Genomic DNA, 16,223 nt, shown 5'->3' on the forward strand with positions numbered 1-16,223 from the left:
TAAAAACAGTGGTTTTTTAACAAAAAATTTTATTTTTGTTTTATTCTTTATAAAATCGTGAATGACGGCAGTCAGTCTGATATAAAGGATATGTCTTTTTTTAAATGATTTTTCTAAGAGATGGTGCATTCGTAAGTAGTAATGATTGATAAAATTAATTAAAGTATGTAATGAATTAGCAAGTTCCTCATTTAATAACAAAAACAAAACAATATTAATTGTTTTAAAATCACTTTTGTATTTATCTTTTTATAAATAAAGTGTTTTTTAATCGCATTTTTGTTAGGCTGTTTTTCTCTCATACTGCGTATTTTTGTAAAACGAAAGCAAAGACACTTTAGTTGGAAGAGAAGGGGAACGAGTTGGTTTAGTGCAAAGTTGATAACTCTTGTGGGCGCCCATAAGACGATGTGGTTAAATTTTTCCATGAACCAATCTAATTAAATGTTTATAGTTAGATCTAGATGAACATGATTTTAATAGGATCTGAAAATAATCCAAATGGCAATGACTGCTATTTTCTGTCATATTTAAAATAAGTGTGCTATTAGAGAAGGCCATCAAAGTGTTTTGAGAAGGTTAACAGAGGAAATGGCGAGTGTCACGATAAATGGAAACTGTTAGTAGCTAGCGGATAAAACATAATGAATAGCTCTAAATAAATCGATCTTTTTCATGACTACGAAGGAAAAATTTGTTAAGAGAATGAGCTAGGATCGGAAAGAACGCAAAAAAAGACCAGCGACTAAGAGTTGCTGGTCAGTGGACGGTATAAGAAGAGTCTTTTGATAGGGGGTATTTGGTAGCTTATGAAGCAGCAATCCAGCCCTTTTGAACGGCGATTTGTACAACTACCACTAATGTATTCATTCCTACATGTGTGATCATCGAGGTCCAGATTCTTCCTGTTACTTTGTATTGTAGACTAAAGAAAAAACCTAAGAAAAAGTAGATCAGTAAGTGACCATCATTATGGGCAAAAGCAAACAATAAGGAACTAACGATTGCCCCGATCCAAAAGTTTGTATATTTGCCAACGATACCTAAGATGCTGCGGCGAAAGACGAATTCTTCCATGACTGGACCAGCAACTGTGGTAGCTATTAAAAAGGCTGGAGCTTCAAGAATCATTTGAATAATATTTTGTGTATTCTCAGAAGGAGCGCTGTTACCAAATAAAAGAGTTTCCAACGTCACTGCAAGCGCCTGTAAGATCAAAGCAATGAAAATCCCAACAAACCCATATAAGATGATTTTTGGCGTCGAAGCACTAGGAATGGCTGCTTCTAGTGGTAGTGGTTCATTTTGCTTGAAATAAAAGAAAGCTAAAACAATTGCTCCTAGGATATAGGCAATCGTCGTTGCTGTAATCACGTCAGTAACAGTATGGACGATTCCGATAGATGAAAGGATCAATGGGGAAAGAAAAATGAGTCCATAGCAAAAGATACTAGCGAAACTATATTTTTTTAATGACATAAAATACCTCCTTAAAGATAGGCAGAAGTAGACTGCAAGAATAGAAATTAATTATAACATAGATCAATTTAGAGGCTATTGCTAAGGGACTTCTAACGGTTACGGATAAAATTAGTGTACTTTCATTTAAAAAGCTTGCAAAAAAATCAAAGTATGAGTATTATTAAAAATGTAGGTTAGCACTCGATGTGTAAGAGTGCTAACGAATCCAAAAAAAGAGTTATCGGAGGGATTTATCGTGTTAAAACCATTAGGTGATCGCGTCATTATCGAAGTCGCAAAAGAAGAAGAAACAACTGTTGGAGGAATTGTTTTAGCTTCATCCGCTAAAGAAAAGCCACAAACAGGAACAGTTGTTGCAGTCGGTGAAGGCCGTTTATTGGAAAACGGAGAAAAAGTTCCTGCTGCTGTAAAAGCGGGCGACCAAGTGATGTTTGAAAAATATGCCGGTACAGAAGTAAAATTTGAAGGAAAAGAATATTTGATCGTTGCAGGAAAAGATATCATGGCGATCGTTGAATAAATAAAAAAGTACGAAAAAAATTTGATGAGGTGAATAGACATGGCAAAAGAATTGAAATTTGCAGAAGATGCACGCGCAGCAATGCTACGTGGAGTTGATAAATTAGCTGATACAGTAAAAGTAACATTAGGTCCAAAAGGTCGTAATGTTGTATTAGAAAAATCATACGGTTCACCATTGATTACTAATGATGGCGTAACGATTGCAAAAGAAATCGAATTGGAAGATCACTTTGAAAACATGGGTGCAAAATTAGTTTCTGAAGTGGCTTCTAAAACCAATGATATCGCAGGTGACGGAACAACAACCGCTACTGTGTTAACCCAAGCAATTGTTCGTGAAGGATTAAAAAACGTAACAGCTGGGGCAAATCCTTTAGGTATTCGTCGTGGGATCGAATTGGCAACCAAAGCAGCTGTTGAAGAATTACACAACATTTCAACAGTCGTAGATTCTAAAGAAGCAATTGCTCAAGTTGCAGCTGTTTCTTCTGGTTCAGAAAAAGTGGGACATTTGATTGCTGATGCAATGGAAAAAGTCGGCAATGATGGTGTTATTACTATTGAAGAATCAAAAGGAATCGAAACCGAATTAGATGTTGTTGAAGGTATGCAATTTGATCGTGGTTACTTGTCACAATACATGGTGACTGACAATGACAAAATGGAAGCTGTTTTAGAAAATCCATACATTTTGATCACAGATAAGAAGATTTCTAATATCCAAGACATCTTGCCTTTATTAGAACAAATCTTACAACAATCTCGTCCGCTATTGATCATCGCTGACGATGTGGATGGAGAAGCTTTACCAACATTAGTCTTGAACAAAATCCGTGGGACATTTAACGTTGTTGCAGTGAAAGCACCTGGTTTCGGTGATCGTCGTAAAGCAATGCTTGAAGATATCGCTATCCTAACAGGCGGAACAGTGATTACGGACGACTTAGGATTAGAATTGAAGGATGCAACAATCGAAAACCTAGGAAATGCTTCAAAAGTTGTGGTAGACAAAGATAACACAACAATCGTTGAAGGCTCTGGCGATAAAACAGCCATTGAAGCACGTGTTCAATTGATCAAAAATCAAATTGCTGAAACAACATCAGATTTTGACCGTGAAAAATTACAAGAACGCTTAGCAAAACTTGCTGGTGGGGTTGCAGTGGTCAAAGTTGGTGCAGCAACTGAAACAGAATTAAAAGAATTGAAATTACGAATTGAAGATGCATTGAATGCAACTCGTGCTGCCGTTGAAGAAGGTATGGTTTCTGGTGGTGGTACAGCATTAGTGAATGTCATCAGCAAAGTTTCAGCAGTTGAAGCTCAGGGAGACGTTGCAACAGGTGTGAAAATCGTTGTTCGTGCCTTAGAAGAACCAATTCGTCAAATCGCAGAAAATGCGGGATATGAAGGCTCAGTCATCGTTGATAAATTGAAAAATGTTGAATTAGGAACAGGTTTCAATGCCGCAACAGGTGAATGGGTAAATATGGTTGAAGCAGGGATTGTTGATCCAACCAAAGTTACTCGTTCAGCATTACAAAATGCTGCATCTGTTTCAGCTCTATTATTAACAACTGAAGCAGTAGTTGCTGACAAACCAGAACCAGCAGCACCAGCAGCGCCAGCAATGGATCCATCAATGATGGGCGGCATGATGTAGTAATTAAGAAAGAACCCTGATATAAAAGGGTTCTTTCTTCTTTTTTTGTTTTAAGTAAAAGGGCAAAAAATTAAGAGATATTTAGTTAATCAATCATTCGATGCGGATAGTTGCTTATGATCTAGAACGACCTATATACGTGAAGCTAGAGGATCTTGATATGCTACTATTTTTGTCTTTTTTTTTCTTTTTCTTCTTTATATTCTTCATATTTTTCAGATTTTCATTCTTAGACAACAAGGAGTGATTATTTTCCTTTGTACTTTTTAATGGCATAGGTTTCTCTACTAGGCAGTATTCGTTAATGTTTACTAGGTTAGACATTCGTTCGTTTATTCGATGTTTTCTTCTCATTATTTTTAATAATCTTCTGCGCTGTAGTATGGTCTTTATTTTATACTTTATTAGTCTCTGTATTCTTTTCAGTATACCTGCTTTTTTCGTCTTTTTATACAATTGAAAAACTCCTCTCAGTTACTGTTTTAAATGCATAGTAGCAGAGTTTGAATGAGGTACTTGAACTTATTTTTCTAGATAATTAAAATAAAGTTCTGCTTTTTAAAAATTCAAAGACAAGTTTAAAGATTCGAAGACAAAAGTATGTATCGTATTGCTCGTTTTTTTAGAAGGTGAAGCAAAGATCTTGCTATGAGACGCGTTTCATAAGCTATACTCAATTCATCAAAAAGGAGGAATTACTGATGAATACTTATATCAAAACGACCAATGGCGCTACGAATGACTATTTTTATGCTTTTGTTGAATTTAAAGAAACAATGCTTGAATTGTCTAGTCCTCAAGGGTTAAATAAAACGGTAATGAAAAAAATTCCTTTAGATGAAATTAGTGGATTGGCTAAAGATACGTATCTGGGTGGGCAACGTATTAGCTTTGAATATGATGGAACGTTCTATCAATTTTTTGAATGTGGGCATGCTGTGGTAGACTATTTACAAGAAAATCTTTTTGCATAGGTGGTTTTAGTAAAGCATGACAAACATCAGAGATATTGCAAAACTGACGGGCTATTCTGTCTCTACCGTTTCACGGGTGATCAATAATCATCCTTATGTTGACGAAACAAAACGTGCCAAGATTCTATCCGTCATTAATGAGTTATCGTATGTTCCTAATGCAAGTGCCAGACAGCTCAGTTATGGAAAAACAAAAAATATTGGTGTTATTCTGCCTTATACGGATCATCCTTATTTCGATCAATTGCTTAGTGGGATCATTGAAGTCGCCTTCAACGAAGATTATCAGGTGACCTTGTTACCAACAAATTATCAGGCAGAAAGAGAGAGAATGTATTTAGAAGAATTTGCAGGTAAACGATTTGATGGTTTGATCGTTACTTCTCGTGCCAACAATTTAGATGTATTGCTCTCTTATCAAAAGTATGGGCCAATCATTTTTTGTGAAGAAATAAAAGAAACAGAAGCTGGTTGCGTGTTTATCGATCGTGAACAATCTATTACTGAAGCATTATTGTATTTAAAAAAACAGGGCGTGGAAAAGCTTGGCGTTACTTTAGGAAGAAGTGGTCGTCTTAGTTTTAATACAAAAGTGACGTTGGAACTTTGTAAAAAAATATTTCCCGATTTCAAAGAGGAAAATGTTTTTTGGAACTGTATTGACTATGAACAAGGGGTGAATGCAGCGACGTATTTTAAAGAAAAAAAGGTAGATGGTGTCTTCACTAATTCAGATACAGTTGCTGCCGGTATATTGCAAAGCTCCATCTTAGAAAGTAAAAACCGTCTTGTTGGTCGTGATAATCTGTTGATCAGTGAGCTAATGTCTTTTTCTACGATTGACCATGGCTTAAGAGAGTGTGGAGAAACGGCCTTTCTACTTTTTATCGAAGAAAAAAAAGATCAAATCAAAATTCCTTATCGATTTATTGTGCGATAGTCGAAATGGTTTTAATGCGGAATCAAAAGTAGATCGAAGTAACGCAAAAACCTAAAAAAGAAACCGAATAGCCAAAAATAGTTTCTCCTATTTTTGTGATTGCTTCGGTTTCTTTTTGACGTTAATGGATTATGAAAGAATGTAGTGTCTGCATTCTGACAGGATGGATCATAAAGTGAGATCTTCGCTACTTATATCCTAAAATGAACGTCCACTCAAAGACAACTTATTCAACCGCGTATGTTTGAATGATCGTATTCAATGCTTGGGCAGCTCCGTTTCCACAACGCTCATCATAGTAAGCGGTGAATCGTTCATCAGAGATATACAATAAGCCTAAGCCACGATGAGCTTCGGAACTATAAGAAGGCCAGCTAAAAGTAAGCCATTTTTTGTGTTCTTCAAATAGTTTCAATGCTAGTTTTTGATCAGAGTCTGATTGTAAATAAGCTGTCAAATCAGCTAAGAGTTGTTTTTCTAAAGACTGCATTTCTTCAAATTTTTCTTCAGACATATTTTGCCATTTTTTATTTGCTTTCTCAACGGTGTCGTCTCCATATTTTTCTCGTATTTCTTGTCCATAGTTTGTTTCATTTTCCATTATTTTTTGTTTTTTAAATCCTTCAAATTTCTCATGATCTTTCATCGGTTTTCCTCCTTCGTAACTCTCCAATGTATGTTGAATAGTCATTAATAGTGTGTCGAGCTGTTTTCTTTTTTCTTGTAACATTTCTTGATGTTGGATCAACGCTTGTCGATGATCGAAAGCTGGATTATCTAAAATTTCTGCAATTTGTTCTAACTTAAAATCAAGGGAGCGATAAAACAAAATCTGTTGTAGTCGGTCAACTTCTTGGCTAGTGTAGATTCGATAGCCAGACTCAGTCACCCGTGATGGTTTCAGTAAGTGGATCTGATCGTAAAAACGCAGGGTACGAGGACTAACACCAGAAATTTCTGCCATTTTTTTTATAGTATATTCCATGCTTAACCTCCTTATAGAATGATCTTATTCCTTGACGTAACTAGAAGGTCAAGAAATTTTGAATATTTTTTTGTGTTTATTTTTATGTTATAATAAGTAAAGTAGAAAAACGAATTTTTCTGCTTTAAATATGTCGTGTTGAAAGCGATTCCTTTGTTGGGCGCTTGTTATAAATAATAATAGAAAAGAGGAATAAGATGAAATTAATCGAAACGCCAGTTACAAGTAATTTAAATATTAAGACGTTTTATCCTAAAGTAGTAGATTTTTTCTTTAGTAGCAAAGCCATCAAATACTATAAACTTTATTCGCTTGATCGAACACAGATTTTATACATTGATACGTATGAAAAATCCCAATTATTGATGATTAATACGAAGAAAAAAATCACCAAGCAAGAAATTGATTTTGCAATCCGTCGTATTTTGAAAGCAGAACGTGAAGACGTCAAGGTCCATATTGGTGTAAAACAAGACTTAGAACGAGCAGGTGTCCAATTCAAACGACCAAATAAAGATATCGTGATTGTTGAACAGAAAGTAGGTCGTTCAGTGGAGGAAAAATAAAACAGTCTTCTGCAAATGAGTAAGTTGTGTACCGGTCTCAAAATTGGAGCTGTTAAGAAAAACTAGATACTTGGTTCAGAGAACAAGAGAAAAAATTTTTTTCAAGGTCTCTAGGGATGGATGACTAAGGGCAAAATGCATCCCTTTAGTATTGTAGTAAGTTTTAATACATTTAAATATTTCCATCTGAGTTTGAGGTGATGTCTCTGAATTGAGTCTCTTTGTCCCACGAGGTTGGTAACGAGAAATCTTAGGATAAATTCAACAGAAAGAAGAAAACTTCTTTCTGTTTTTTTGAACTGGAATCGGACGCTTGTTTGACTTCAAAAAAACTAGGAACTTTTTTATAAGCTTCGTTCCTCTTTTAAGTAATGCTTTTCTTGTTCTAATTTCTTCATGTCATCATGAGCATCAAAAAGTGCGTTCCCTTTTCTAAGAAACGCACTTGCTTTATATTTTTTAACTTCTTGAATCCAACGATACAAGCGGTGAGCCTGTTTTTTTTGCTAAAGACTAACTTCTTTCACAAAAAATTATTCTTCGATCATCAGGTTGACGGCAACAATTTTACTTACTTTATCAACTGAATCTCTTGGCATAATAGAAATTCTCGATTTTCCTTCACTTTTTATCAAGTTTATTACAACAATTCCAACATCAAACTATAACTCTTTCCTAATACTTATTAAAATATAAAAAAAAATTTATGATGGTACCTCTTTATCAGTATATAATGCTAAGTGTCGGGAGATACGTTACATAAATCTTATTACTATAGATAAAGGGAGGTCGTTAAATATATAAGAAAGCGCAAAGTGTAATATTTTTTTATTTAGGAAAAGAAAATTAAGTTTATGTAACTATGTATTATTAGATCTCTATTGAATCCAAGGATGCTTTATTTAGATGATGATCAAATTTAAACCCATACAGATATCTATTATAGAATAAACATAATCATCCGATTACTTGGAGAAAAATCAATACCGACATTTATTAATGGTTAGAGAATATAGACTTTAGGATGTCATGATAAAAAATAAAATATAAAAGGATTGATTTGATGAAATATAGTAAACTATTATTATTTACCTCGTTTTTGTGCATTAGCGCTGGGACAATAAATACCATGACAGTTAATGCAGCTCAACAAGTAACTGTCTCAGATTCAACTGTCCGAAATGCTGTAGAGGCTGTAAACAACTTATTTACCGACAATACATACACCACATTATCTCCAAACACAACAACTGAAACGATCAAAGAAGCTAGAACGCTGATTCTTAAGGCCGCAGGAAAATGTGACATCGTTCATTTAAGTAATTTATGTAAGAAGGCGGAAAGCTTGTTATTAGAAAGTACCAATTCAGTAGATTCAGCTGTCCAAAATGCTGTAGAGGCTGTAAACAATTTATTTACCGACAATACATATACCACATTATCTCCAAACACAACAACTGAAACGATCAAAGAAGCTAGAACGCTGATTCTTAAGGCTGTAGGAAAATGCGACATCGTTCATTTAAGTAATTTATGCAAGAAGGCGGAAAAATTGTTATTAGAAAGTACCAATTCAGTAGATTCAGCTGTCCAAAATGCTGTAGAGGCTGTAAACCATTTATTTACCGACAATACATATACCACATTATCTCCAAACACAACAACTGAAACGATCAAAGAAGCTAGAACGCTGATTCTTAAGGCTGTAGGAAAATGCGACATCGTTCATTTAAGTAATTTATGCAAGAAGGCGGAAAGTTTATTAGCACTATCTGTTCATTTATAAAAAATAGAAAATTTATAACCTTTCACTTCTTTAAATATTCCTATAGGCACGACACCTAAAAGTGGGAAGAAAAAAATTGACATAGGCTGTTTGTCCTCTGCACTGTACGGAGGGCGAACAGCCTAATGTCTGTAGTCTTTTATGAGAGAAGCGGTGATTAAAGTCAGTTTTTTCGGAAAACTCATGGAAGATTGGACAACTTTTAATTTCACTTCAAAATTGTCTGTAACCATAAAAAGATCGACCACCAAAAAGGTCACTTTTTAGTCTAAATTTTTTGAGGTTGGTTCATTATTGTTCTGGGTTATAAATTTATTTTCATTTGTCCTTTTTCAGAAAATAATCAAGATTTCTTCTACTCTAGCGTTTTTTTGTTATAATGGATAAGAAATGAAAACTTGCCAAGAGGAGTAATATAAAGATGAATAAAATTTACCCAGATGACAGTTTGACGTTGCATACTGATTTATACCAAATCAACATGATGCAAACGTACTGGGAATTAGGTCGTGCGGATCTCCACGCTGTTTTTGAATGCTATTTCCGTGATATGCCATTTAACCATGGGTATGCCGTGTTTGCAGGATTAGAACGTCTGGTGGAATACTTAGAAAATTTGACGTTTAGTGAGTCAGACATTGAATACTTACGCAAAATGGACATCTACCCAGAAGGTTTTTTAACATACTTAAAAGAATTTAAATTTAAAGCTACTGTCCGCTCGGCGCGTGAAGGTGAATTAGTGTTTGCCAATGAACCATTGATCCAAGTGGAAGGTCCGTTAGCACATTGTCAATTGATTGAAACAGCCCTACTGAATATGGTGAACTTTCAAACGTTGATCGCTACGAAGGCAGCAAGAATCAAATCAGTGATCGGCGATGATCCATTGTTAGAATTTGGTACTAGAAGAGCGCAAGAATTGGATGCTGCTGTTTGGGGAACTCGAGCTGCTTACATCGGTGGAGCAGACGCTACTAGTAATGTCAGAGCTGGGAAAATCTTTGGGATTCCTGCAAGTGGAACGCATGCGCATGCACTTGTTCAATCTTATGGAAATGATTATGAAGCGTTTATGGCTTATGCGAAAACTCATAAAGACTGCGTGTTCTTAGTTGATACTTACGATACCTTGAAATCTGGTGTGCCTAGTGCGATCCGTGTAGCAAAAGAATTAGGTAATAAAATCAATTTCCTTGGGGTTCGTATCGATAGTGGCGACATGGCGTATATTTCGAAGCGTGTTCGTGAACAATTAGATGCTGCTGGTTTCACTGAGGCTAAAATTTATGCTTCAAATGATTTAGATGAAGCAACGATTTTAAATTTAAAAATGCAAAAAGCTAAAATCGACGTTTGGGGTGTAGGAACGAAATTGATTACAGCCTATGACCAACCTGCGCTTGGTGCAGTCTTCAAATTGGTTTCAATTGAAGATAAAGAGGGCAAAATGATCGATACCATCAAGCTTTCCAGCAATGCAGAAAAAGTAACAACTCCTGGCAAGAAACAAGTGTGGCGAATCACTCGCAATTTTGATGGCAAATCAGAAGGAGACTACGTTACGCTTTGGGATGAAGATCCTAGAGAGGAAGCAGAGATTTTTATGTTTCATCCTGTGCATACCTTTATCAATAAAACGGTGCGTGACTTTACAGCTCGACCTATCTTACAAGATATTTTCGTGAAGGGCGAACGGGTCTATGAATTACCAACTTTAGATGAAATCAAAGCATATACACGTGATAACCTTGATTCACTGTGGGAAGAGTACAAACGTGACCTTAATCCACAAAAATACCCAGTTGATTTATCAACAGATTGTTGGAATCATAAAATGGCTACGATGGAACGGATGAAGAAAAACGTAGCTACTTTATACAATGAATATTAAGGAGGAAAAAGAATGAGCTTACAAGAAGAGATTATCCAAGAATTAGGTGTCAAACCAACCATTGATCCACAAGGTGAGATTCGAACTAGTATTGATTTCATGAAAGCTTATTTAAAGAAATATCCTTTCTTAAAAACCTTTGTTTTAGGAATCAGTGGGGGACAAGATTCTACGTTAGCGGGACGTTTGGCTCAATTAGCAATGGAAGAAATGCGTGAAGAAACACAAGACGATCGTTATCAATTTATCGCTGTACGCTTACCTTATGGCGAACAAGTAGACGAAGAGGATGCGAAAGCTGCAGTTGAATTTATCCAGCCTGACGTTCGCCTACGAGTGAATATCAAACCTGCTGTCGATGCGCAAGTTGCTGAATTAGTCGCTGCAGGGATCGAAGTCAGTGACTTCAATAAAGGAAATATCAAAGCTCGTCAACGGATGATCACACAGTATGCAATTGCAGGTGGGCATGCAGGAGCAGTCTTGGGAACGGACCATGCAGCTGAAAACATTACTGGTTTCTTTACAAAGTATGGCGACGGTGGCGCCGATTTGTTACCATTATTCCGCTTGGACAAACGTCAAGGAAAACAATTATTACAAGAACTAGGGGCACCTGAGAAACTTTATACCAAAATCCCAACAGCTGATTTGGAAGATGGCAAGCCGTTGATCGCCGATGAGGTTGCTTTAGGTGTTACTTACACTGAGATTGATGATTATTTAGAAGGTAAAGAAGTTCCAACAGATGCCAAACAAAAAATTGAAGCTTGGTGGAACAAAACGCAGCATAAACGACACTTACCTATCTCGGTGTTAGATGATTTTTGGAAATAAGCCTAAAAACTTTGTTGAAGATCACACCAATGAATGAAGTAACATTGCTTGTTTTTAATGAACTCGTCATTTAGTAAAAAATAAGGTTGTCATAGTAAAGTTCAGATGGAAAAATAACCTGCTATATCCGAAAACAGCTTCTCGCATTTTCTGGATATAGCGGGTTATTTCTATTATCAAGAGAATATGAACCGCATGTTCTTTTTCAAGATTTAAGACAAAAGATTAAAAATAGCTATTCATTGGGTTTCAGTTCTATTCTGTAGTAGTACGTCAATGAAGTACTATTAATTAAGATTATAAACGCATGGAGGATTTTTTAACGCCTTTTTTATAAGTCGCTACTTGCATACTATTGTTATGCTTTTACAATACGATATTGAGCAGTCGACAATTTGTGAGCAATCAAATCGGACAACGAATAAAAAAAGATAAGGGTTTGCAGACAGTTCTTTACTTGTTATCTGGAAATCATTAAAATAAGGAAAGCGGTATCGAATAATAAATGAATTAAAGGAGTATCCATTTGAAAAGACATATAAAAGATAGTCTCAATCAATTGTCTGTCAAACAGAAAAATTGGTTAAAATATACATTAGTGGCGATAAGTATCGTTTTTGTCGTTGGACTAAGTAATTTGTATTTACAATGGTGTCAAAACGATCTTTCTTTTGATTTAGCTGTAAAATTTGCTTTCTCGTGGCATACGGAAAAATTTTTATTAGCTTGTTTAGTGTTATTAATGATCTTCCTTTTTTTAGTGGCAGTATTAGGTTCTTTTCTCTTTGGAACATTCTTTTATCTTGTTGGCATTGGAATATTAGGTTACGCAAACTATTTAAAAATGACCTATCGACAAGAACCGATTTATCCCGACGACCTAAAGATGATCAAAGAGTTTGGTTTATTAAAAGATATGACAGGCACAATCTCGTTTTATCTATTAGCAGGAATGATTCTATTGGTGGTAGCAGGTGGTTGCTGGGCTATCTATCGGAGTTTTAAGAAAGACAAGAAATTTCAAGCCATCCGAGTGATCACATTATTTACTACGATCTTTGCGCTAATTTATATTAGTCATTTCAATAACCCAAATAATTTATTACGTAAAGCATATAACAAAACGGCTTTGTGGATTCCTTATAGTCAAAAGATGAATTATTATAATACAGGTTTTATTGGTGGTTTCTTATACAATTTAAAAATCGATCCAATGGAAAAGCCAAAAGGGTACTCCGAAGAAAAAATAAAGGAAATTACATCACACTATCAAAAGCTGGCAGATGAAAAAAATAAAACTGCCTCAGAAGAACAACCGAACATCATTTATGTGATGAGCGAAAGTTTTTCAGATCCTAGTCGTTTGAATGGGGTGGAAATTACCGGTGATCCTTTGGCAGATTATTATGCGGTGGCTGATCAAACTTATAGTGGTCAGATGCTTTCTCAAAATTATGGTGGGGGAACAGCCAATATCGAATTTGAAGCATTAACTGGTTTTTCAATGGGACTATTCAATGCTCAATTAACAACACCCTACACAATGCTAGTACCTAAAATGAATCAATTACCTTCGATCGTTTCAACATTGAAAGATCAAAATTATCATACGACTGCGATCCATCCTTATAACACCTCGATGTACAAAAGAAAAGATGTTTATGAGGTTTTAGGTTTTGATGAATTTATTAGTGAAAATACGATGACGTATACAGACACCATTGAAGATAATCCCTACATTTCTGATGCTTCTGCTTATCAAGAAGTGATGGATCTTTTAAAAGAGGACGATACACCCCAATTTATCCATCTTGTGACGATGCAAACCCATATGCCTTATGATGGAAAATATCAGCAGCTCGAATATACAGCCAAAACAGAGGATAATAGTGGGATAAGTAGTTTAGAAAATTATCTTCAAGATATTTCGTATAGTAGCCAATCCTTAAAAGCGTTCACGGAAGAACTGAAGAAGTTATCAAGAAGAACACTAGTTGTTTTCTGGGGAGATCATTTACCAGGGATCTATTCTGACACCATTCAAAATAGTAATGAGAAACACACATTACACGAAACACAGTTTTTGATGTTTGATAGTCAAGGAGAATTAGAAAAAACCGAAGCTCCTGTTACAAGTCCCTTTTATTTTGCTGCTGACTTGATGAATCAGACTAATCAACAGACAACTGGTTTTTATCAATTATTGTTGGCACTTCAAAATGAATTACCAGCATTTGAGCGAGAACTATACTACCAAGAGGGGCAATGGCATCGGGAAGCACAATTAAACAAAAAACAAGCAGAACTTTATCAAGCTTATGAGATGATTCAATATGATATTGTTTCTGGAGAAAAATACAGTTTACAAACAAATTTTTTTGAAAAATAACATATGACTTTATTACTCTGGTTAGAAAGCCTATTCAATTGTGCTAAAAAAAGGTAAAATAAAAGAGAAATAAAATCGAAAGTAGGAGAAAGAATGTTACCAAATATTGGTTATTATGTACAATCAGTCGATCGAATGGTCAAAGAGACGGAAGAGATCGGTGAACAGATGCATCCAAAATATCAAGTGATCAGAGAAGCGATTGATCAGAAAAAAACAGAAGACTTGTCTCCAGAAGAGTTAGCTGAAATTGTTCATTTGTTTGAAGAAGGAACAAAAAAATATCGTGTGATATTGAAAAAAATCAGTCAGTTGCGACCACCAGCAAAAGTAATGGGTATTCATAAAAGTTTTGAAAAAGCCTATACTTCCTACGTAGCTGGTTGTGAAGAAATGACTCAAAGTATCCAACCAGAGTCTGGAGTTGACCATGATTTATTTGATGCTTCTGAAGAAAAACAGGATCAAGCGACAGAAAATATTTCTTCAGCCATCCAAAAAATGACAAATTTATTGTTGAAAAAATAAAACAGTATAAAGTTTCGTTGAAAAATAGAGTGTTTTAATTTAATTATCATATGTTTTTTATGATAAAAATCAGTCAATCACTTATTATATGAAAGTAACCTATACCAACAACAATTTTGAATTACTCGATCGAATAATTCACTTTTACCGTCAAGCCTAACCAACTTGACGGTTTTTGCTATTTACCGATCGTTTGTCTCAGTTCAACTCAATCCCTCCATATTCAAATTCAACTTATAGAGGCTGCTCTCAACAAATCGTTCACCGAAAACAATGTAGTTCAGATGAACAAATAATATACCCGGCGGAGTTTCAGCACTAAGCAAAAAAACTCGAAACGTGAAAAACTTGTTTCGAGTTTTCGTCATGAGCAAATCAAGTAACGCTTTTCCGATCACTTATTTAATTTTCAACATTTCTGACATAATCATCAAAATATTGAAGTAAATCTTGTTTTAATTTTTGATAATCTGCTTCACTATATTCTTTTTCTTCTAACTTTCCTTGGAAAAAAGGAATTTCTAACTCTTCCCGTAATCGATCCAATACTTCATCTTTGTTCATGTTACTGCTCCTTTTCAAAATAAACACAGACACATTCTGGTGCATAGATGTCTTTTTGGCGTAATTCTAGTAAACCAGTCTCTTTATTTCGCGCGAAAAGCGTAAGATTATCGGTATTTTGATTGGCACATAAGACATAGTCGTTCGTAGGATCTAAAGCGAAATCTCTAGGGAAATCGCCTTCAGTAGAAATAATTTGGATACATTCCAACAGTTGCTCCTTTTCAGAAACTGCAAAGACTGCAATTGAGTTATGGCCACGATTGGAAGCATATACAAATCGACCATCATCTGAAATACGAATTGCAGCACCACCATTTTCTCCTTGAAAATCATCTGGTAGTGTACTAATTTTTTGTTTTTCTTCAAAGCTGCCTTGGGATTTATTATACGAAAGCACACGAACAGTACTATCAAGTTCACCAAATAGGTAAGCAATTGTTTCATTTGCAGGATGGAAGACAAGGTGGCGGGGACCAGTTCCAGGTTCTGCCACAAATTCAGAAACTATAGTTAATTTTCCTTGATCAGATACATCGTACGTATAGACCCGATCCGTTCCTAGGTCACAAACCACTAAGCGGTTGTCTGGAGTTAAATCAGTATAATGGACATGTGCATGGTCTTGATTTTTATGAGGACCAGTTGCTTCTTGATGAAAAACGGCATCAGTTGCTTCGAGACCTCCATCGTCTAAAATACGATAAACATTGACTTCACCTTTATGATAATTAGCACCATATACTAATTGACGAGATTCATCAACTGCAACGTAACATAAAGGAGCGCCTGATTCTGTTACCGCATTCAAAAAATGGAATTCTTGATCATAAGCCCCGATCCCACCTAAACCGTCCAGACTTGTGACGTTATAAAGATTACCAGCTTCACTTTTTGCTAAGTAAGTTGGACTATTTTCTTTTACAGCTAGCTTCAATCCTGAGACTTCTGCTTTTTCTGTATCTAATTCAATGGTATAAATTCCTTCACTCACACGTCTTGTGTACGTCCCTAAAATGATTTTTTCTTTCATTTTATCCCTCCTAGAATGTATGAAATAGGTTCCTTGTTTATTTTAGCACATTTCAAACAG

14 protein-coding genes are annotated in these 16,223 nt (G+C 35.4%); 10 read left to right on the forward strand and 4 right to left on the reverse strand.

What is annotated here, in order from left to right; all coding sequences use genetic code 11:
• Window positions 1–807: 807 nt before the first annotated feature.
• Window positions 808–1,479, reverse strand: a complete 672-nt coding sequence (locus IGK21_RS02475; RefSeq protein ID WP_094940163.1) for a CPBP family intramembrane glutamic endopeptidase — start codon at window positions 1,477–1,479, stop codon at window positions 808–810.
• 238 nt (window positions 1,480–1,717) lie between these two features.
• Between IGK21_RS02475 and groES the strand changes: the two genes are divergently transcribed.
• The 4 genes from groES (at window position 1,718) to IGK21_RS02495 (ending at window position 5,581) form a co-directional block, all read left to right on the forward strand.
• A complete protein-coding gene (groES, locus tag IGK21_RS02480) occupies window positions 1,718–2,002 on the forward strand; it encodes a co-chaperone GroES (protein WP_010738436.1) in 285 nt (94 codons plus the stop codon).
• Between the two features lie 39 nt (window positions 2,003–2,041).
• Complete coding sequence (gene groL, locus IGK21_RS02485; RefSeq protein ID WP_010720044.1) at window positions 2,042–3,667, forward strand: chaperonin GroEL; 1,626 nt, start codon at window positions 2,042–2,044, stop codon at window positions 3,665–3,667.
• A 701-nt stretch (window positions 3,668–4,368) separates the two neighbouring features.
• Window positions 4,369–4,641, forward strand: a complete 273-nt coding sequence (locus IGK21_RS02490; RefSeq protein WP_088745028.1) for a hypothetical protein — start codon at window positions 4,369–4,371, stop codon at window positions 4,639–4,641.
• 16 nt (window positions 4,642–4,657) lie between these two features.
• Window positions 4,658–5,581: a LacI family DNA-binding transcriptional regulator gene (locus IGK21_RS02495; RefSeq protein WP_010738433.1), complete on the forward strand. Its 924-nt coding sequence runs from the start codon at window positions 4,658–4,660 to the stop codon at window positions 5,579–5,581.
• Window positions 5,582–5,807: 226 nt separating this feature from the next.
• Here the strand turns inward: IGK21_RS02495 and IGK21_RS02500 are convergent, their stop codons facing one another.
• Window positions 5,808–6,566 carry a MerR family transcriptional regulator gene (locus tag IGK21_RS02500; RefSeq protein ID WP_034699548.1) on the reverse strand — a complete coding sequence of 253 codons (759 nt, stop codon included), beginning with the start codon at window positions 6,564–6,566 and terminating at the stop codon, window positions 5,808–5,810.
• Between the two features lie 197 nt (window positions 6,567–6,763).
• On the opposite strand from IGK21_RS02500, the gene IGK21_RS02505 reads away from it, so the two are divergent.
• The 6 genes from IGK21_RS02505 to IGK21_RS02530 all read left to right on the forward strand — a co-directional run bounded on the left by IGK21_RS02505 (window position 6,764) and on the right by IGK21_RS02530 (window position 14,566).
• Window positions 6,764–7,132 carry a DUF1827 family protein gene (locus tag IGK21_RS02505; RefSeq protein ID WP_034699551.1) on the forward strand — a complete coding sequence of 123 codons (369 nt, stop codon included), beginning with the start codon at window positions 6,764–6,766 and terminating at the stop codon, window positions 7,130–7,132.
• A 1,063-nt stretch (window positions 7,133–8,195) separates the two neighbouring features.
• A complete protein-coding gene (locus IGK21_RS02510; RefSeq protein WP_181918535.1) occupies window positions 8,196–8,918 on the forward strand; it encodes a hypothetical protein in 723 nt (240 codons plus the stop codon).
• A gap of 421 nt (window positions 8,919–9,339) precedes the next feature.
• The gene (locus IGK21_RS02515) at window positions 9,340–10,812 is read left to right on the forward strand and encodes a nicotinate phosphoribosyltransferase (protein ID WP_010738428.1); all 1,473 of its coding nucleotides are present in this window, start codon (window positions 9,340–9,342) and stop codon (window positions 10,810–10,812) included.
• Between the two features lie 12 nt (window positions 10,813–10,824).
• A complete protein-coding gene (gene nadE / locus IGK21_RS02520) occupies window positions 10,825–11,649 on the forward strand; it encodes an ammonia-dependent NAD(+) synthetase (RefSeq protein ID WP_010720037.1) in 825 nt (274 codons plus the stop codon).
• A gap of 538 nt (window positions 11,650–12,187) precedes the next feature.
• Window positions 12,188–14,038: an LTA synthase family protein gene (locus tag IGK21_RS02525; protein WP_178306425.1), complete on the forward strand. Its 1,851-nt coding sequence runs from the start codon at window positions 12,188–12,190 to the stop codon at window positions 14,036–14,038.
• A 93-nt stretch (window positions 14,039–14,131) separates the two neighbouring features.
• On the forward strand, window positions 14,132–14,566 hold the full coding sequence (locus IGK21_RS02530; protein ID WP_010738426.1) for a hypothetical protein: 435 nt from the start codon (window positions 14,132–14,134) through the stop codon (window positions 14,564–14,566).
• A gap of 402 nt (window positions 14,567–14,968) precedes the next feature.
• Here the strand turns inward: IGK21_RS02530 and IGK21_RS02535 are convergent, their stop codons facing one another.
• A complete protein-coding gene (locus IGK21_RS02535; protein WP_010720034.1) occupies window positions 14,969–15,130 on the reverse strand; it encodes a hypothetical protein in 162 nt (53 codons plus the stop codon).
• A 1-nt stretch (window position 15,131) separates the two neighbouring features.
• Window positions 15,132–16,163: a lactonase family protein gene (locus IGK21_RS02540; RefSeq protein WP_181914806.1), complete on the reverse strand. Its 1,032-nt coding sequence runs from the start codon at window positions 16,161–16,163 to the stop codon at window positions 15,132–15,134.
• Window positions 16,164–16,223: the final 60 nt, after the last annotated feature.

Source organism: Enterococcus sp. DIV1421a (assembly GCF_051711025.1).
In the GTDB taxonomy this organism is placed as follows: domain Bacteria; phylum Bacillota; class Bacilli; order Lactobacillales; family Enterococcaceae; genus Enterococcus_B; species Enterococcus_B hirae.

Bases quoted from the DNA above. Each gene is read 5' to 3' on its own strand.
- groL (WP_010720044.1), top strand. From the start codon at position 2,042: ATGGCAAAAGAATTGAAATTTGCAGAAGATGCACGCGCAGCAATGCTA.
- IGK21_RS02535 (WP_010720034.1), bottom strand. From the start codon at position 15,130: ATGAACAAAGATGAAGTATTGGATCGATTACGGGAAGAGTTAGAAATT.
- IGK21_RS02510 (WP_181918535.1), top strand. From the start codon at position 8,196: ATGAAATATAGTAAACTATTATTATTTACCTCGTTTTTGTGCATTAGC.
- IGK21_RS02530 (WP_010738426.1), top strand. From the start codon at position 14,132: ATGTTACCAAATATTGGTTATTATGTACAATCAGTCGATCGAATGGTC.
- nadE (WP_010720037.1), top strand. From the start codon at position 10,825: ATGAGCTTACAAGAAGAGATTATCCAAGAATTAGGTGTCAAACCAACC.
- IGK21_RS02495 (WP_010738433.1), top strand. From the start codon at position 4,658: ATGACAAACATCAGAGATATTGCAAAACTGACGGGCTATTCTGTCTCT.
- IGK21_RS02515 (WP_010738428.1), top strand. From the start codon at position 9,340: ATGAATAAAATTTACCCAGATGACAGTTTGACGTTGCATACTGATTTA.
- IGK21_RS02500 (WP_034699548.1), bottom strand. From the start codon at position 6,566: ATGGAATATACTATAAAAAAAATGGCAGAAATTTCTGGTGTTAGTCCT.
- IGK21_RS02475 (WP_094940163.1), bottom strand. From the start codon at position 1,479: ATGTCATTAAAAAAATATAGTTTCGCTAGTATCTTTTGCTATGGACTC.
- IGK21_RS02505 (WP_034699551.1), top strand. From the start codon at position 6,764: ATGAAATTAATCGAAACGCCAGTTACAAGTAATTTAAATATTAAGACG.
- IGK21_RS02540 (WP_181914806.1), bottom strand. From the start codon at position 16,163: ATGAAAGAAAAAATCATTTTAGGGACGTACACAAGACGTGTGAGTGAA.
- IGK21_RS02490 (WP_088745028.1), top strand. From the start codon at position 4,369: ATGAATACTTATATCAAAACGACCAATGGCGCTACGAATGACTATTTT.